At 55.0% G+C, this 17,723-nt stretch carries 16 protein-coding genes; 5 read left to right on the top strand and 11 right to left on the bottom strand.

The genetic code is table 11. The features are described from left to right. Positions 1-7: 7 nt before the first annotated feature. From H8K04_01890 to H8K04_01870, 5 genes are all read right to left on the bottom strand, one after another. Complete coding sequence (locus tag H8K04_01890) at positions 8-895, bottom strand: AAA family ATPase (protein ID UVT17830.1); 888 nt, start codon at positions 893-895, stop codon at positions 8-10. A 155-nt stretch (positions 896-1,050) separates the two neighbouring features. Continuing rightward, a complete protein-coding gene (locus tag H8K04_01885; GenBank protein ID UVT16340.1) occupies positions 1,051-2,295 on the bottom strand; it encodes a hypothetical protein in 1,245 nt (414 codons plus the stop codon). Positions 2,296-2,687: 392 nt separating this feature from the next. Then, a complete protein-coding gene (locus H8K04_01880; GenBank protein UVT16339.1) occupies positions 2,688-4,538 on the bottom strand; it encodes a RiPP maturation radical SAM protein 1 in 1,851 nt (616 codons plus the stop codon). Positions 4,539-4,724: 186 nt separating this feature from the next. After that, complete coding sequence (locus H8K04_01875) at positions 4,725-5,072, bottom strand: 4a-hydroxytetrahydrobiopterin dehydratase (protein ID UVT16338.1); 348 nt, start codon at positions 5,070-5,072, stop codon at positions 4,725-4,727. A gap of 72 nt (positions 5,073-5,144) precedes the next feature. Beyond that, positions 5,145-6,143: a ParB N-terminal domain-containing protein gene (locus tag H8K04_01870; protein UVT17829.1), complete on the bottom strand. Its 999-nt coding sequence runs from the start codon at positions 6,141-6,143 to the stop codon at positions 5,145-5,147. A gap of 22 nt (positions 6,144-6,165) precedes the next feature. Here H8K04_01870 and H8K04_01865 point away from each other — a divergent pair, with 22 nt between their 5' ends. Continuing rightward, positions 6,166-6,855, top strand: coding sequence for a hypothetical protein (locus H8K04_01865; GenBank protein UVT16337.1), 690 nt, complete (start codon positions 6,166-6,168; stop codon positions 6,853-6,855). A 551-nt stretch (positions 6,856-7,406) separates the two neighbouring features. Here H8K04_01865 and H8K04_01860 read toward each other — a convergent pair. Both H8K04_01860 and H8K04_01855 read right to left on the bottom strand, forming a co-directional pair. Continuing rightward, positions 7,407-8,225: a polyphosphate kinase 2 family protein gene (locus H8K04_01860; GenBank protein UVT16336.1), complete on the bottom strand. Its 819-nt coding sequence runs from the start codon at positions 8,223-8,225 to the stop codon at positions 7,407-7,409. A gap of 157 nt (positions 8,226-8,382) precedes the next feature. Further along, a complete protein-coding gene (locus tag H8K04_01855; protein UVT16335.1) occupies positions 8,383-9,363 on the bottom strand; it encodes a formylglycine-generating enzyme family protein in 981 nt (326 codons plus the stop codon). A 172-nt stretch (positions 9,364-9,535) separates the two neighbouring features. Here H8K04_01855 and H8K04_01850 point away from each other — a divergent pair, with 172 nt between their 5' ends. Both H8K04_01850 and H8K04_01845 read left to right on the top strand, forming a co-directional pair. Further along, positions 9,536-9,985: a hypothetical protein gene (locus H8K04_01850; protein UVT16334.1), complete on the top strand. Its 450-nt coding sequence runs from the start codon at positions 9,536-9,538 to the stop codon at positions 9,983-9,985. A gap of 9 nt (positions 9,986-9,994) precedes the next feature. Further along, positions 9,995-10,837: a mechanosensitive ion channel family protein gene (locus tag H8K04_01845; protein UVT16333.1), complete on the top strand. Its 843-nt coding sequence runs from the start codon at positions 9,995-9,997 to the stop codon at positions 10,835-10,837. 76 nt (positions 10,838-10,913) lie between these two features. Here the strand turns inward: H8K04_01845 and H8K04_01840 are convergent, their stop codons facing one another. After that, positions 10,914-11,966 carry a c-type cytochrome gene (locus tag H8K04_01840; GenBank protein ID UVT16332.1) on the bottom strand — a complete coding sequence of 351 codons (1,053 nt, stop codon included), beginning with the start codon at positions 11,964-11,966 and terminating at the stop codon, positions 10,914-10,916. A 139-nt stretch (positions 11,967-12,105) separates the two neighbouring features. Then, on the bottom strand, positions 12,106-12,600 hold the full coding sequence (locus H8K04_01835; protein UVT17828.1) for a DNA starvation/stationary phase protection protein: 495 nt from the start codon (positions 12,598-12,600) through the stop codon (positions 12,106-12,108). A 333-nt stretch (positions 12,601-12,933) separates the two neighbouring features. Here H8K04_01835 and H8K04_01830 point away from each other — a divergent pair, with 333 nt between their 5' ends. Together H8K04_01830 and xth are read left to right on the top strand one after the other, a co-directional pair. Further along, positions 12,934-13,842, top strand: a complete 909-nt coding sequence (locus tag H8K04_01830; protein UVT16331.1) for a LysR family transcriptional regulator — start codon at positions 12,934-12,936, stop codon at positions 13,840-13,842. Between the two features lie 104 nt (positions 13,843-13,946). Beyond that, positions 13,947-14,720, top strand: a complete 774-nt coding sequence (xth, locus tag H8K04_01825) for an exodeoxyribonuclease III (protein UVT16330.1) — start codon at positions 13,947-13,949, stop codon at positions 14,718-14,720. Between the two features lie 70 nt (positions 14,721-14,790). Here the strand turns inward: xth and H8K04_01820 are convergent, their stop codons facing one another. Beyond that, entirely contained in the window at positions 14,791-14,946 is a 156-nt protein-coding gene (locus tag H8K04_01820; protein UVT16329.1) for a hypothetical protein, read from the bottom strand. 285 nt (positions 14,947-15,231) lie between these two features. Further along, positions 15,232-17,547 (bottom strand): mechanosensitive ion channel, encoded by a 2,316-nt coding sequence (locus tag H8K04_01815; protein UVT16328.1) that lies wholly within the window; start codon positions 17,545-17,547, stop codon positions 15,232-15,234. Positions 17,548-17,723 lie beyond the last annotated feature (176 nt).

The raw sequence follows: 17,723 nt of genomic DNA, 5'->3' as shown, positions 1-17,723 counted from the left end.
TCGTGCGTCAGGAATGCTTGGCAAATCGTTCCTGCACCCAGGTCATCAGCATATTCCTATCTTCCTGGGTTTTCGCGAGCGTGCTGATACTCTTTTTCAAAGGCTCTGGAGCATCGGTTACCTTCCTGTTCTTGTCAACGCCATAGTGTTCAAGCGTCTGCAGCCAATTGAGCAGTTCCGCCGTCGACGGAGGCTTCCTCAAATCCAATTCGCGTACCTCATGAAACAAATCCAGTGCCGAATCCAGCAGTAGAGAATTCTCCTGAGCCGGACTGACGCCCGAGAGTCGGCTTCGAACAATTTCAGCCAGCCTTGTCCGATCCGGTAAGGGAATGTGATAGTAAATACACCGACGCAGGAAGGCATCCGGCAGGTTCTGCTCCGAATTGCTGGTGAGCACGAGCACGGGCCGAAGCTCCGGATCCGCTTCGACCTCCTCGTTCAGCTCCGGAATGTGGAATCGCAGGGCATCGATCTCCAACAGCAGATCGTTGGGGAAATCCCGCGAGGCTTTGTCAATCTCATCAATCAGGACCACGCTGCGTTTCGGTCCTGTGTGCCGAAAGGTCCGCGGGAGAATCGCCTGCACGTCTCTTGGTTCGCGGGACAAGACAATGGCTTTCCCCAATCCTACGTAGGTCAGGTAATCCAAATTATTCTGGCTGCCCGAATTCGTATTGGCGGCATGAAAGCGGCTCAGTGTGTCATAGCGATAGAGCACATCTTTCGCGGTGCTCCCTGATTTCGTATCAAAGCGCAGCGGTTCTCCAAAACCCAACTCCCACGCCACACGGTAGGCCAATTGGGTTTTGCCTGTGCCGGGCTCGCCGGTCAGCAACAACGGCTGGCTTAGGAGCAACGCCACATTGACCGCATCCACCAACGGCTGATCCATGAGATAGCCGGCAGGATCCAGTTGTTTGGCTTTGGACGGTTGTGGCAAGTTCACCGGCTGGGCCGGCGGCTGTGAGGCTATTCCTGTGATAAACGGAAATGGCACGATATCTCCTCCTTGGAAAAGTTTTCCATTTGATGGCAAACCGACTGGATTTACCCCCTACGTTTTCCCAATAGGTCCGCTAACTTCGGATAGAGGTCGTCCATCGGCAGACTGTCGCGACCTTGAAATATCGCCTCAATTTCTCTCTCCCCTACCCTGAGGGCCGAGGACTTCACAAGCTCATGCTCCAACCATCGCCGCACATCAGCCACTTTCGGAGAAGTCAAGCGAGGCAACACCTTGACCAGGAGCTTCGAACCATCCCGATATCGTTCTTCTAAATCCTGGATACTCCTCTCAAACAGATCGGCCGATCTGTTTGAGCCTCCTCTGCCCCACAGCCGACTCAACCAGCCTTGCTTCTCATCCTCCTCCAGAGACACCACAACACCCACCAAGACACTTTCCCTGGTATCGGGAAAGGCGGCCAGATAGCTCGCGATGAGTTGCAAAGGCTTTTGAGGATTCCCCTCGCATTCAGAAGCCAGCAGCTGTATTTCGATCAAGAGCGCCTTTATCCGTGCTTGTTTGATATGGGCCACGATCACTCCGTCGTCTCCCGTCTCCTGCCCACGCAGCAGCCCCAGGATTTCCATCTGGAGATGAGCAGGAGTGGTCATCGCGCAGGGAGACTTCCGGAATCGGATGATTTTTTTCTCGCCCCGAATGCTGGCCTTAGCCAAATATTCACCCAAGGAACACAACTTGACCCTTTCTAGATAGAGCCCATGTTTTTCTTGAACTGGTCCGGGCAAAATCAGCAACAACGGTCGTGTGGAGCGCACTTGGAAATAGGAGACAACCTGCGTCTCCAATTGAATTTCCTGAAGGTCTCGATCACACAAAATCGGCAGGCTGTCTTTCAGATCGATTTGGTTTTCATCCCAATTCTCATGACCTACCAACCGATCTCTCCAGGCCCAGAGGTCGCGCTTGATTTGCGCAACCAGATCGTCTGTGGATTGAAAATAGTACAGCGTCGGTACGTCCGAAACTCCGCTTAGACCTTTCAAAAACTCCTTTAGCTCTTCGCTGCGTTCGTCATCACTCATCTGTTGAACATACAAATGACAGGCAACCCGCTGTGCCCGAGCCATTTCGTATTCTTCCTTCGTATACGTTCCACATGCTTTTCCAAACACCCCGATGTACACACTGGCTCCCCGCACCGCCGCCCGAAAGATTTCCTCCGGTGCTTGATCGGATGCACCCTCTCTTTCAAACACAAAATTGGGAATCTCCAGGGAATCCAGCTCGTGTTTTACAGCGGTTCTATGGGCACGAAATTCGCCCATACTGGAACTCAAGAATACCCTCAAGTTTCTTTTCTCAAACGACATGGAAGGCCGTGTCCTGTTCAAGAACTACATATCTGATTCCAGACGACAACCTCTGCAACGCATTTTTGAGTCCTTCAATTGGTCACCTATAGAGTGAAACTAGGAATAATGGTCGACGTAGCAGCGCAGGCACACAGTGTGGTGTGAGGAATAAACCCAGAACGGTCGGAGCAACCGTCATGGCCACCTCTCTAGACAGATCCGAGCGGCTCTTACGTAAAGACCCGGTTTGATGGGCGGGAGTGTAGCGTGGGGACTAAAAACTGTCTAGTACCAGGCACAATAGCAATCCGATCCCATTCAGCGGCTTTTCAAATCGAAGGCAAATCCCGTGGAGGCGATTGTCTCTACAGATAGGGATTCTCCGGAATGGCCAGTGTCAAGTACTTGCCGCGTTCTTGATACAAGACACGCTGTGCCGTGAGGTCGTTGAGGATTGGCAACAATGCTGCGTCATCGCATTCGGTTCGTCCCGCAACTGCTGTACGAATCTGCTCGATGCTCTTCGCCGATTCGTTGCAGATCTCGATCACCGACCCCGCCAAACCTTCATATCTCCGGCGAACCGGCTCCTTTGGATCCCTGCCGTCATAGACCGTCACATAGTTTGGCGCTTTTGAATAGTACAGGAACGGGCGCTCTCTCGACCGATGCATTCGCTGCCAGCCTTCAATCGCTGCAACGAGCTCTTGATACGCGTGAGGATCCACTGGCCAGTTGTCGAGTTCGTACTCGAAATCATAGGCGATCTTCCTCAGGTCGATCCTCTCTGCGTCATAGACATACTCGTACGCCATTCCCGGCCCGGTAATGCGCACTCCGTACTCGTGTGGTCTGGTGAAATAGGGGCTGAAACGCTGTAACCAGAACTTTCCCGTCGCCTCCGGCGGCTGGAGGTGGACCAGCGAAGGGATCAAGCTGAGCTGGCGTTGATAATCCTCGTTGGTCTCCCCTGGAAAACCAAGCAGGATATTCCAGAGCACCGTCACGTGATAATAGAGACTCCATTTGAGGCAGATGATGTTCTGCATCGGCGTGGCGCCCTTGTCCATGGCATGCAGCTGAGCAAGACTCAGACTTTCCAATCCGGGCTGCATACATTTCACCCCACCTGCCGCCAAGGTCTTGATCTGGCGCTTCTGCAAATTACTCTTGGTTTCGATAAATACATCCAGGTCGCAATGGTCCGCCGCGAGTCTTCCGAACAGCTCTTCGATATACGACATGTCGATGATGTTATCGACCATACGAAACCGTACCGCATCGTACCGATGTGAGAGATAAGCGATTTCCCGCATGACCTGCTGTGGCGCTTTCGCCCGAAACTTCATGCTCTGCGCATTGAGCCCACAGAATGTGCAGTGATGTTTCTCCCCCCACCAACAGCCGCGAGAGCCTTCATACAGAAGAATGCGATCCAGTCCTTGCGCGGTTTGGCCGAGTTCCGCGAGCAGGTGATAATAGTCGTCATAGTCGGGTGGTCCGGTCTTCGAAAAATCGGAGAAGAGCTCCGTATTCTCCGTGAACTCAATCTGCTCCCCTTGCCGATAGGCCACGCCGTTCGGATAGCCTTCTGTCTTGCCGGCCAGAATCTGTCGTACCAACGGAAGGAAGCTTTCTTCACCCTCACCGACTACGACATGATCGATAAAGGGAAACGCCCTGAAGTACTCATGGCCCATCTCGCCGTCGAAGTTCGCCCCCCCAAAGACGATCGTGACCTGCGGATAGAGATCCTTGATCAACTTGGCCATTGTCAGACTCGCCACGTTCTGGTCGAACGTCGAGGTAAATCCGACCACCTTGTACTGCCCCCAATTGATGGAGCGAAGCGCCCAGGTCAGAAACTGCGGGGCGATGCGCGTCGCCATTTCCTCAAAATATCCGATCGGCTTCCCACTCTCTTGAGCCAACTGCTCAAATACCGGCTTGAACACCCGCGGATACTCGGCACGTTTTGGGTTGGATCGGAACAGGAGGTAGGAAAACAGCCATTCACCGAAGAGCGCCCGTTTTTCACAAATCGCCTCGTGCAAATTCACCCCGATCAGGTGGGCGAAGCGCACGTTCAAATGATGGCAATCGACGGGAATCCCGTTGGACTTCAGAAGCGTAGAAAGCGTACCGAGTTGAATCGAGGGATACTTGGCGTAGCTGAACGGCATATTGACGAGCGCGATATGAGTCTGGTCGCTCATCTGCTGCCTCGTAACAGGACGTTGAGTACGCCTCCCAGCATAGTTCTCGCATCGCTCAGAAGCTCACCGTACCAGAAAGCGTACGCCTCACCTCTTCGCCCGCTGCGGCCTTGCCAGGTGAAAGTCGCGTCTCGGCGCGCCGGGGTGGGCGGATGAGAACGACGGCCTTCGTGAACATCGTGTGAGCTAGGTTCCTGTCCTGAACGGTTCGAATTCCCGGTCGGCCTTGGCTGCAAGATAGAAGTCGCTCTCAGTCAGGCCGCTGATCTTATGGGTCCAGATCTCAACCTTGGTTTTTCCCCAGGCCAGATAAAGATCGGGATGGTGACCTTCGGCTTCTGCGATCGCACTCACCTTGTTGACAAAGGCCAACGCCTGAGCAAAGTCTTTGAACGTGTACAACCGTTCAAGATGCCCCTGGCCATTGAGAGACCACCCGCGCCCCAGTTCTTTCAAGAACGCCTGAATCCGATCGTTCGGCAAGGGCGGCACACCGCCACGACAGGGAACACATTGGTTGTCGGCAAGACCCATAACCACCTCCTCAGGAACATGACCACGAAAGTATTGTAAAGGGGCCATCGGCATGGAAACAAGACTGAGTGATTACTCTGTCTCGTCCGGGCTTCCTCCGGACTTCGCCAGATCATCGATTTTGATCTTGTCCGGATTGAACTTCTCCGCAGCCTGCATCATCCGATCAAGCGCGTCCTCGAATGACAGGGGCGGGGCCTCTTTGGGCCTGAACCGAATCGGATTCACGCGGGCGACCACGAAGCTCTTGAGATAGGGGCTGGTCAGTCCTTTGACCTTGAGGGCTTCAACTTGTTTGACGATCACATCATCCAGAGCGAGCAAAGACCCCGCGCGCTGTTGCCGAACCTCCAAGGCTGCCCGTAGTGGTTTTAACAGAAATGCGTCGACTCGTTTCAAAACCGGATGATAGGCCCCACCGCTGAACCGAGGCCGTTCTTTGTAGCAGAGTCCCAGGGTGATCAGCGCCGGCTCCTCAAACTCCAGGGCATAACTGTCCTCCGTCGCCGAACCGATATGAACCAGTTCCTCGTACATGCGGATGACTTCCAACGCTTTTTCACGAAGGTTATGCGCCTTCTCGGTATTCAAGGCGAGAATCTGGTAGGCCGCCGATGGTTCCGGGACGACGATGGCGACGATACTCCTGGCTCCGAGCGTCCGCATGGCGGAAAGACGATGGTGTCCATTCGGCGTCCAGTACTTTGCTGCCTGGTCGGGCTTCGATATGCGCACGGCGATGATAGGATCAAGAAATTGCCCGATCTTGCCGATCGCCGCTTCTAACTTTTTCACGTGGGAGTCGGAGAGATTTCGTTGATACGGTGTCGGGGCAACGAGCTCGATCGGTAGGGCTGCCAGAACTACCCACCGCCCTCCGTACGGTTCGCGGTAAATTGAGAGGACTCGTCCTTCATCCTTCTCAATTTCTTGATGCAGCTCCACCACTGCGACAGGCGGTGCAGCCGCTTGTAGCTCCTGAGCGGCCAGTCCGGTAGAGAATCCGGCCGGCTTCCGGCGACGTTTCGTACCCTTGGGCAATGGTGTGTTTTTAGATTTCTTTTCTGCCACGCCGATATGGTAGGACAGTGGCATGCCAAAAGGAAGCCCCAACGGGAAGATCCTCCGCATCGGCCATCGCGGTGCCTGCGGTCACGCGCCTGAAAATACGTTGGCCTCCATCAAACGGGCGATTACGCTGCGATGTTCACTCACCGAAGTGGATATCAGACGAACCGCCGATGACGAACTGATCCTGGTACATGATGAGCGGATCCATCCCACAATAAACGGTCGCGGACTCGTCTCTGAGATCACACTGGAAGAAATACGGAAGGTGGACGCCGGGAGCGGTCAAATGGTTCCGACGCTGGAGGAAGCCCTTAGGATCAGCAGTGGACGCATCGGCCTGATTCTGGAACTGAAGACTGAAGGCCTGGCTTACGATGTTTGCGCGGTCGTCCGTGCCGGCGGCTTCACGAAGCCGGTGATCTACGCATCCTTTGTGCACGAGGAACTTCAACACATACGAAGAATCGATCCTGAGGCCAAGACGCTGGTGCTCTTTAAACGGCTGCCCAAGGATCCCGGTTCTGCCGCCGTCAGGCTGCAAGCGACTCATGTGGGCTTGCGCATCGATACGGTGACCAAAGCCCTCGTAACGGCTCTACACAAAGCACGTCTGATCGTGTTCGCCTACACGGTCAATACACCTGCCGAGATCAAGAAGATGAAAACGCTCGGTGTGGACGGCCTTATCTCGGACTTCCCGGATCGCATCTGATCGGAACATTGAGGAGAAAAGGAAGCAGAAACAGCGCGGGCGACCCTGCACTATGGTGGGAGGTCGCCCGCGATTTGGCGCTTGGGACGCCTGAATTCTGATTGTGAATGTCGCGGCCCGAAAGACCCGCACGATACTCGTGATGCAAGGTATCCAGTCGGGGGAGACCTCGTCAATCCCAGGCTCTTGTGTTCCTCTTGCTCTCCGGACATCCCCGCTTGAGACGGCTACCGCCCGATGAGGGCTGAAAGTGCCTCTATGGCACAGCCGACGGAGAATCGGTTAGCATGACCGACGAGAAACCCGCCCTCGCATCGGCGGGCCTAATGGGCCAGGTGGCGTCGTGTCGTCCATATCCACCCTCCTCTCGCGATGAAGTCACCGAGAGACCTGGATGATAGCCGCGCGGTCTACCCGATCTCTCGAACTTCGAATGATAGATGGGCCGCAGGTTCTTTCCCTACGCTCATTAAGAAACCTTGTCAAGGGGCGGGGACAGCATTATTTCCTATTTTTTACCTAATGGGCTCTGGCTTGCTCCAGACAGCCGACTACACGATCTTCAGCTTGCTGAAATCAACACCTTCCGGGGCAGGCGGCGTCTTAAGTTTCATGGTTTCCAACACATCCACAACACGGTCCGCCACGACGAGATTGCGGTACCACTTCCTGTTGGCCGGCACGATATACCAGGGAGCGCACTCGGTGCTCGTCGCCGCGATGACATCCTCAAACGCTTCCAGATAGTCATCCCACAACTTGCGTTCCTCAAGGTCGCCGGAACTCCACTTCCAACGCTTTTCCGGATCGGCGATGCGGGCTTCCAATCGCTCCTTCTGCTCCTCCTTCGAGATATGAAGAAAGAACTTGAGCACGGCCGTCCCGCTTTCGGTCAAGAGTTCCTCGAATTCTTTGATTTGATTGAAGCGGCGCTTGGCAACTTTATCGGATACCCATCCATGGACGCGGGTAATCAGCACGTCCTCATAGTGCGACCGGTTGAAGATGCCGATCTGTCCGTGGCGAGGAACTTCACGGTGAACCCGCCACAGAAAGTCGTGGGCCAATTCATCGTTGGACGGGGTCTTAAAGGCCACCACTTTGCAGCCTTGCGGGTTCACCCCGGACATCACGCTTTTGATCGTTCCATCCTTTCCGCTCGTATCCATCCCCTGCAGCACAATAAGAAGCGATCGCGTCGCATTGGCATACAGACGCTCCTGAAGCCCATCGAGCCGGGCAATGAGCCTGCCCAGCTCAACTTTTGCCTTTTCCTTGCCTTGCTCGCTCTTCTTGTACTCGCCGGTGCCGTCCGGATCGTACAGCTTCAGGGAGAGATGGGTTCCGGGTTTCACACGGTATCGTTTCACTGATTGCCTCCTGCGTGGCGCAGAAATGACTCCCTTGCGTGATGTTTGAAAGCCGTCTGAAAGTTCCCACGTATTGTTACGGAATCAGACGAAACCCGCGTCGAGATCAGCTTGCGGGCGACGCGAGACGAGGTTGGAACACCTTATCGGCATCCTGTTATGGCTGCTTCGGAACGTCTTGAGCGCAGCGGAACCCGACGTTCGGATCCTGCTCGTTCGGATCGCCCTTCGTGCGAAACGAAGACCGCAGCCGATACGGAGTGTTGATATATGATCCCCCTCTCTGTACCTTCGCGGTCCCCTCGCTGGGTCCCCTCGGATTGATCGCAGGGCTATTGATAAAGTGGGCGTAAAAATCGTCGCCATACCAATCCATGACCCATTCATAGAGATTGCCGGCCAGATCTTGCACGCCGTACGGGCTTTGTCCCTTTTGATGATCGCCGATGATCGATACGTTCTCCGCACCACCTTCCTTCAATCCATAGGTCGCATGCACCGAGGTCGGTGGATCATTGCCCCACGGGTACACCCGTTCGTCGGTCCCACGTGCGGCCTTTTCCCATTCTGCCTCCGTAGGAAGCCGCTTGCCGATCCAGAGGCAGTACCCCATGGCATCCATCCAGTTCACCCATCGAACCGGACGGTCGGCATGGATGACAGGCGTTTCTTTGTCCGCAAATCCCCATGGGGGTTCACTCTGAATGGCATCGACATATTTGGCAAACCGTCCGTTCGTCACCTCGAATTTATCGATGTAAAATGCGCTGAGGTGGACGCGATGCGTCGGAGCTTCATCTTCATCACCCTTATCGCTCCCCATCACAAACTCACCAGCCGGAATCAGCACCATCGGTGCGCCATCTTTTCCAATCATCTCGTGAGAAGGCGAGACCAGCAGGGCGAGCTGGTGCACCGTTCCACCGTTCGTCGCGGGCTTGATCTTGTCTCCGACCTTGAACTCTCCGTTGGATCCGGGCTGCTTGGTGGGAACGGAAAGAGTGTCAGCTCTCGGTAAGGTCGTCGAAGGCGATTCAGGTTTGGTCGTCCGGCTTTCAGTCGCGGCTGTTAAGCCACACGGCAGAGACAGAGTGAGAAACCCCATGATGAACCCGGCAAGAATTCGTCGGATACCCATACCTTTGCCCCGTGAGGTAAGGTACCGAAAACCGATGGCTAAATCCAGTCCACCGTGAGCGGCTCCCGCCCTGCCCGAATGGTGAGAACGCGTCGAACGGAAGGAGGATGATTGCGCATAAGGTCTCATGGAGTTGCACTTACACGTCGTCCGGTGTAGCGTAGGCATCAGCATGTCGGCTTCGATTTCGTCCGCGATCAACAACGGGCTTCCCACTATAGCGCGCGTCCTGCTTGTCGTCCTGGTGATCGGCCTCTCTGGATGTGGAGGTCCGTGGCGAGACACCTATCTCAAAAAAGGGGTCGGACGGCTGACACAGGAGGACGTGCGTGACCGACTAGGCCCCCCACACACAGCCAAGACCCCAGCCCTCGGCGGAGATAGCCTCTGGACCTATCGGTACGCGCTCAGTGAGCAGGAACTCACCACCTGGAATCCCACGTTTATCGCGGATGCTTCCAATTCGGTCACGAGCATGATGGGCAAAGGAGGAACTGACATCGCCAAACCGACATTGTATTGCTATCGGTACATGCTGACGTTCTCCGAAGAGAAGGTCCTCAAGCAATGGAAACGTGAGGAATGTGTTCCGGGCACCCGCGAAACGCTGACCACGAAGTAGAGGACGACCGTGACTCAAAACGAGTGGATTTCGATCGACAGCTCGTTTGCGCTGGATGGATTGAAGTCTCTGATCGTCTTGCTGTTTCTGGTCATCGTCAGAACCCTGGTCGTACGATGGATCGCCAACAACCCGACGCTCACCATGGAGTCAAAACGGCGCTGGGTCGTGACGACCAGAAATTCGGTCGTGTTCGCATTTCTCATCGGCTTGGTGATTATCTGGGCGCACGAGCTGCAAGCGTTTGCCGTCTCCATCATCGCCTTGGCGGCTGCGTTAGTCTTGGCGACGAAAGAGCTGATCCTGTGCTGGAGCGGAGCCGCGCTTCGAGTCGGCGGCAAAGTCTATGGTGTCGGTGATCGGATCCAGATCGCCGGCCACCGGGGAGTGGTCCTCGACCACGACGTGTTCGCAACGAAGTTATTGGAGATCGGCCCTGGGCAATCGGCTCATTTGTATACCGGTCGCGTGACCGTCTTCCCCAACAGCCTGCTGTTTACCAATCCCTTGATCAAAGAGAACCCACAACAGGAGTATGGCCTCTATACGCTGACGGTTCCAATCAAGAGCGACGGCGATTGGCAACGGGCGGAACGGATCCTACTGGAAGCAGCCAAACACGAATGCGCCCCGTTCATGGATGAAGCGGTGCGGCAGATGAAATTGCTGGAGCAGACCAATCTGTTGGAAGCCCCTTCTCCTGAACCACGCATCACGATTCAATTGCCGGAATTCGGCAAGATCCATCTGGTGCTTCGATTTCCGGCTCCGGACCGAGGACGATCGCGCATCGAACAAGCGATTCTGCATCGGTACCTGTCTCAATCCTTCACGCCATCTTTGCCTGGCTGAGAAATGAACGAGGGACTTCCTCGACCGATCGTCGATGGAAGTCCCTCTCTATGACCCGCCCGCTACGAATGTGCGATCACTTCGGAAATGTTTTCGGCGCAGAGACGTGTTGCCAGCCTTCGCCGTTGAGCGTCTGGAGAAACTCCAGCAGATCATGCTTTTCTTGATCTGTCAGCTCTAGCGGAATGACGAGGTTGTCCTGATGGGGATTCTTGACACCACCCTTGTTGTAGAAATCGACGACCTCTTTAAGCGTCTTGAAGCGGCCGTCGTGCATGTACGGAGCGCTTCGAGCGATCTCTCGTAAGGTCGGGGTCTTAAATGCGCCGAGTTCCTCAGGATTCTGAGTGACCATGTAACGGCCAAGATCTACTGTATTGTCGTCCCATCCGATGCCGAGGTTGTGAAATTTTTCGTCGGTGAAATTGAACCCGGAGTGGCACTTTGTACAACGTGCCTTTTCACGGAACAGGATGAGGCCTCTCTGAGCGGCTTCTGGGATGGCCCCTGTTTCTCCTCCCTGATCGAATCGGTCCGCCGGACTATTCCCGGACAGTACGGTACGCTGGAAACTGGCAATGGCCATGCCCACTCTCTCAGTCGTGATGGTGTCATCGCCGAAGACTTGCTTGAAGAGTTTCCGATAGCCTGGGATTTTCATCATCTTCGCGTTCATCACATCGTAGTTGGCAAAGCCGTGCTCGATCGGATTCGTAAACGGACCGACCGATTGAGCTTCCAATGTCGCGGCCCGGCCGTCCCAAAATTGTGCGCTGCTGAACACCCGGTTGAAGGACGCCGGTGCACTACGACCACCTTTCAGGCCACGGATTCCGGTAGAAACGCGCTTGCCATCCGTGAACGCGAATTTCGCCATATGACAATTCGCACAGGCGATGGTGTTGTCCTGCGACAACCGTTTGTCAAAAAACAGCAACCGGCCGAGTTCGACCTTCTCTTTCGTCAAAGGATTCTCCGTCGGAATAACCACAGCAGTCTCTTCGAGACCGTAAGGAATCTTGAGCGTGTACTCCTCGGCTTGTGCTTCGCCGAAAGAGAATCCCAACAGCAACCCCAATACCATACACATCCGCACAGATATCGACTTCGTCAGCTTCCGCCTCTTCATCTTTCTCTCCTCCCTTCCATTTACAGACTATACTCTGTAACGTTTCGCTCCTTCTGCGAACCCGCCGCTTCATCGTTCATTGCCTCTGGCCCCTTCTCAAGTGGCTCGACTGTGCCCGGAACCCATCTTCTCTCTCAGGTTACTCCAGCAGGCTTCGGAGCATCCAAGCAGTTTTCTCATGCACCTGCATGCGCTGAGTCAGCAGATCGATCGTCACCTGATCCGAGGCCTTTTCAGCCGTGATAAAGACGTTCCGCAACGTTCGCACCAACGATTCCTGTCCTTCGACCAACTGACGAATCATGTCTTCAGCCTTGGGGACAGCAGTCGCTTCGGAGATGGAGGACAGCTTCGAGAATTGCGCATAGCTCCCCGGAGCCGGATGCCCGAGCGCCCTAATGCGCTCGGCAACCAGATCCACCGCCAACGCCAGTTCGTTGTACTGTTGTTCGAACATCAGATGCAGCGTCTGGAACATCGGGCCCGTCACATTCCAATGAAAGTTATGCGTTTTGAGGTACAACGTATAGGTATCCGCCAGCACTTTCGCCAGCCCTTGGGCGATGGCTTTCCGCTGGGTCGGTTCGATCCCGAGATCGATCTGGGGGCCATTCCCGGCAACTCTCTTGGCGATGTTTTCTGATTTCTTCATGGCTTCCTTCCCCCGGCCGGGCCAAATTCGTGGGTGCCGACCGATCATTGGGAGGTTGTCTTATCATGAGTCGTGCCATTGACTCAATGCGCAGCCGATCGCGGGCTGGTTGTGAACCTGTCTCTCAGGCCGTGGCGGCCATGAATCCGGCGATCAACACAGCCCATTCCGTTGCAGGACACCCTCCCGGGCTTAAAACTGGAAGCGGGCTCATTCCCACTTGCCTGGATGCAAAATATCCGACCCCTGGTCATAAGTCCAATTGATATTGTATAAATAGAAGATTAAATTATTTTATATATAGAACGCGCTGAGATGACCCTGACGGAATTACAGTACATCGTTGCCGTGGCTCAGGAGCGCCATTTCGGGCGTGCCGCCGATCGTGTCTTCGTGACCCAACCCGCTCTGAGCCTCGCGATCAAGAAACTGGAGGACGAGTTAGGCACGGCGATTTTCGAGCGACGCCGGGAACGCATTCAACTGACATCGCTCGGAGAGCAAATCGTCCATCAGGCTCAGCGAGTCCTGGAAGAAGTGGAACGAATCAAGATTCTGGCGGCGCAAGGCAAAGACCAATTGAATGGGCTGTTGCGGTTCGGCGTCATTGCGACCGTCGGACCTTATATTCTTCCGGATTTGGTTCCATTGCTGAACGCTCGCGCCCCGAAGATGCCGCTGGAACTGGAAGAAAACCTTACACAGAACTTGGCCGGCATGCTGAAAAGTGGAAAACTGGATGTGATTATGATCGCCTTGCCTTTCGACGAGCCGGCGATTCTCACGACAGCCTTGTACGATGAACCGTTCAAGGCGTTGGTTCCAGTCGGACACCCGTGGCAGAAGAAGAAACTCGTCGATTCCCGCCAGCTGAGTTCCGAGAAGGTCCTTCTTCCTCATGCGGGACATTGTTTCCGGCAACAAGTCCTCGAGGCGTGTCCGGAGCTCAGTCGATCCGATACGGAGGGGTGGCAGGGGAATTCTCTCGAAACCATCCGGCAAATGGTAGCCTCAGGGCTGGGCATCACCGTACTGCCCTGCAGCGCCTTGACGCCAAAGTATGAGAACAAACGCTTGCTGGCGATCAAGTTGGCTGACCCAGTCCCCGGTCGTCGAATCGGACTTGCATGGCGACGCGGCTTCACGAGGCCCGAAGTCATCCAGGTCATTCGGGACGCCGTTCATGAGCTCAAGGTGCCGGGGCTCCGCATGATCGCAGGCTGACCCAAAACCGCCCGCCATAAATCTCGAAGCGCCTCTTTCCACACGCTTGTTGCCTTCCAGGGCTTTTGCTAGGATGCGCTGATTCAGTTTGGAGCACGCGTGGGATGAAAATCGCGACATTCAATGTCAATTCATTGCGCAAACGTTTGCCGATCGTGCTCGAATGGCTCGATCGGCACAAACCGGACGTCCTGTGCCTTCAAGAAACCAAAGTCCAGGACAGCGAGTTTCCATTGCTCGCTTTGGCACCCAGTGGGTATGAGGTGACCTTTCGTGGGATGAAGGCGTATAACGGCGTGGCGGTCCTGAGCAGAAAAAAACCGGACGGTATCTCGTATGGATTCGACGATGGAGGAGACCTGGATGAGGCTCGCTTGCTAAGCGTCATCGTCGATGGAATTCCCATCGTCAACACTTACGTGCCACAGGGGTTCGAAATCGATTCGCCGAAGTACGCCTACAAATTAGCCTGGTACGAACGACTACGGAACTACTTCGACAAACATCTGTCGCCGCGGGTTCCGGCTATTTGGTGTGGGGATATGAATGTGGCTCCGCGGCCTATGGACGTTCACAGCCCGGAGAAGCATCTGAAACATGTCTGCTACCATGAGGCTGCCCGCAAAGCGTATGAACAAACGGTGGCATGGGGATTCCAGGATGTCTTTGTGAAGCTCTACCCGACTCGTCAACAATATACGTTTTGGGACTACCGTGCGCCGAGTTCGCTGGCAGCCAACAAGGGATGGCGCATCGACCATATCATGGCGACGGCACCACTGGCGGAAAAGTGCGTCAAGGCGGATGTGGACGTCGAGCCGCGGCGAGCGAAAGAGTCTTCAGACCATACCTTTGTGTGGGCAGAATTTTCGGTCTGACTGCGTACGCGACGCCCACTCCAACCAAGCGGATGCATGCAGCTGTGCCTCATGCAAAGAGCAGCTTGTTCTAGGCTGCCTTCGCTCGTATGTGGTTACTGCGATTCTGTTCAATCAATGGGTCGATGATCAGACCGCAATTGAGACAACGCAGAATGATCGTGCTTGACGACACTGCCGGTTGCCGCTCTTGGATCATCAAGCCTTTGCATTTTTGACACGTCATTAGCATCCCTCCTTGGCGATATGAATCTCGAAAGGTGTTGTAGCATTCAAAGATTAACGTTGTGTTAACAGCTAGTTAGAATACGCTAATATCGGCGCTCTTCCTCTAGTCTGTTTTTGCTTAGGGCATGGTTGCCGCAATTTTGCTCAATCAATGGGTCGATCAGCAATCCGCAATTGAGACACCGCAGGATGACTGTATTGGACGATCCCGATGGCCGCTCTTGAACCATGAATCCTTTGCATTTTCGACAGGTCATTGGTGTCCCCTCTTATTGATATTCAATTAGGCTTCCGGCAAAACTTTCAACCCGCCTTCCGAAAATTTTTGCTCGATTGCAAAGCGTAACTCGCTGGCGATTCCATTCGGATCTATCTCGGGCGCAATTTCGAGCCAATAATTCATTGTAAAGACGCGGGCTTGCGACCCGAACTCATCCAGAAGCACTTGCGGTGGAGGCTGTTTCATGACTTGGGGGTGCTGCAAAGCAAGAGCGGAGAGCAGATCCGCCACCTGCTGAGCGGCAATGCCGTACGGAACACCGAGGCGAAGGGAAAATCGGCCCACCCGACTGGAATAATTCCAATTGGTGAGATACTTCTCGAGGAAACTGCTGTTCGGAATCAACGTCTCCGTTCCTTTGACGTCTCTGATAGTGGACGAACGAAGGCCGATCGACGTCACTCGACCTCGAATGTTATCGACTTCAATGAGATCGCCCACTCGCAACGGCCGTTCGATTAACACCAGAATGCCGCTGATGACGTTCTTGAGGAGCGTCTGTGCTCCGAATCCCACACCGATGGCAAAAGCCCCGCCTAGAAACGCGAAGATCGTCAGCGGAATCTTGACCCACGTGAAGCTCAACACGATCAAGAACGTAACCAGCAACGCCTGACTCCACTGGCGCATGAGATTGGCGACATCCTGCGCCATACCGAATTTCGTCGCGGCCACTCGGCCGATGGCCTGTGCCACATAGACGCAGACGACATAGCCGATCAAAAAGATTGCCAGCGCCGTCAGCGCTTTTCCGACTGTCACACTGCGGTAGCCGGTCATCGTCTTGCCGTCGACGTCTATCGTATCCTCCGCTGAAAAAAGCTCATACGTCCATGCGTCCTTCATCACGCTTCCGCTGCGGGCAAGCCATTCTTCGAGGCGGTCGAACAGCGGTAATTCCCTCTGTTGTTGCTTGAATTCAGTTCGCCACCGTTCCATGAACCTCGCCGCTTCATCCATTCGGTGCAAGGCGCGCGTATAGGCTTCCTGCCGCTCGTGGAATGCACGCAGCAGGTCTTGCAGTGTCGCACGTTGCGGCGCCGGGGAATGGCGCACCCGATTCTCCAATTCGCTGATCTGTCCGGAAACAATCCCACCCTGTTGACGTAAATAATTCCGGGATGCGTGAAAATTGTCGAAGAGCGGCATGAACCGTGTGTAGGCTTCCCGTGCTTTCCCTGGCTCGGACGTATGGGCGATGACGAAACGGCTCTCCCACAGCTGACGCTCTCCGGCCATGACGTTCATTGATTGCTGCAAGAGGTCAGCCTCTGTCAGGAGATTGTCCAGTCGGGCCTGAGCGAGCTCGACCTCCGCCTTCGCACGAGACATCGCCGGCGTCTCCTCCGCTGAAGCCTTTCCTGTCTGCTTGCGGCGAAGAAGATCCAGTCGACGCTCGGCATCCTGCACGGCCTGAGACTGCCGCTGACGCTCATCGAACGTCTCTTCCAGTTTTTCTTCCAATCGCAGGCGTTCTTTATCCGAACGGCTTCTGATCTGAGCGAGATCTGCTTCGCTGAACACGACATGAGCGGAGACTGCGTCAAGACGCCGCTGCTCGAACGCAAGCCGCGCTTTTGTGCCATCCAGCTCTTCTTCGACCCGCTTCCTTGAGAGCTGCGCCACTTCAAGGAGAACGGAAGCGGCCTGAGCGTGTAGAACGGCTGACCCGTGAAGGCGGCGTTCCCGAGCGATCTGCGCAGGATCTTTAACTGCTTCCAATCGTTCCGACGCCTGCCGCAGCCGCTCCTCAGCAGTTGCCAGCGCTTCGCGCGCCTGTTCAAATCGCAATGTGAGCAACTCCCGTTGAGACTGCAAACCCTCTACGGCTAATTCGAGGGAATACACGGCGTCCCACGACTGATCCGCAAGGAAAACCGAATAAGGCGGCGGTTCTGGAAGGCCTTTCCACTCCTCGGCGCTGCGGAGGGTTTCGGTACGGCGCTGACGCGCTTCGGTAAGCCGCTGAAGATCACTCAATTGCTCATCATACCCGCGCACGATTTGCTCCAGTAGCGCCTGCCGTTCCAGCTGCTCCTCTTGAAGAGCGCCGACAGCGCGCTTGGATGAAAGAGATGCCCGTACGGCGTCCAGTTCTGTTTGTGCTTCTTTGCGTCGATCGCCGAGGAGCGTAAGGTTGATTCCGTTGGGCATAGTCCCGCTGTCCCGATTTCCACTTTCATGAGAATCGGACATCGTGGCACTGGGCTCAGCGGCATGAACGAATTGCTCGAAGGGTCGATCGAGTCCCCCCAAGCCGAATGCGAGGATCAAAAGAAGTTGAAGCGTGACGGTTGGAAATCCGATAGAGATTGACACCACTCTACCTCGAATCGTGGTAAGTGCTTCCGACAGGACTCAGCCCGTAGGCACGCGGGATTCGACCTATGGTCATGTGTAAGCGTTTGAGACACAGGATGCTTTGTGATACGCAACTGTTCACTTTAGGGATTCATCCCCTCATTCGCCTACTAGGCAATCCACTAGTTCGGCTG

It is taken from the genome of Nitrospira sp. (assembly GCA_024760525.1).
GTDB lineage: Bacteria > Nitrospirota > Nitrospiria > Nitrospirales > Nitrospiraceae > Nitrospira_D.
The sequence above is the reverse complement of the archived record's forward strand: the minus strand, read 5'-3'. Positions and strand labels throughout refer to the sequence as shown.

Coding starts and splice junctions, on each gene's coding strand:
- H8K04_01890 (UVT17830.1), bottom strand. CDS start 895: ATGGATCAGCCGTTGGTGGATGCGGTCAATGTGGCGTTGCTCCTAAGC.
- H8K04_01885 (UVT16340.1), bottom strand. CDS start 2,295: ATGGGCGAATTTCGTGCCCATAGAACCGCTGTAAAACACGAGCTGGAT.
- H8K04_01880 (UVT16339.1), bottom strand. CDS start 4,538: ATGAGCGACCAGACTCATATCGCGCTCGTCAATATGCCGTTCAGCTAC.
- H8K04_01875 (UVT16338.1), bottom strand. CDS start 5,072: ATGGGTCTTGCCGACAACCAATGTGTTCCCTGTCGTGGCGGTGTGCCG.
- H8K04_01865 (UVT16337.1), top strand. CDS start 6,166: ATGCCAAAAGGAAGCCCCAACGGGAAGATCCTCCGCATCGGCCATCGC.
- H8K04_01855 (UVT16335.1), bottom strand. CDS start 9,363: ATGGGTATCCGACGAATTCTTGCCGGGTTCATCATGGGGTTTCTCACT.
- H8K04_01850 (UVT16334.1), top strand. CDS start 9,536: ATGTCGGCTTCGATTTCGTCCGCGATCAACAACGGGCTTCCCACTATA.
- H8K04_01840 (UVT16332.1), bottom strand. CDS start 11,966: ATGAAGAGGCGGAAGCTGACGAAGTCGATATCTGTGCGGATGTGTATG.
- H8K04_01830 (UVT16331.1), top strand. CDS start 12,934: ATGACCCTGACGGAATTACAGTACATCGTTGCCGTGGCTCAGGAGCGC.
- xth (UVT16330.1), top strand. CDS start 13,947: ATGAAAATCGCGACATTCAATGTCAATTCATTGCGCAAACGTTTGCCG.
- H8K04_01820 (UVT16329.1), bottom strand. CDS start 14,946: ATGACGTGTCAAAAATGCAAAGGCTTGATGATCCAAGAGCGGCAACCG.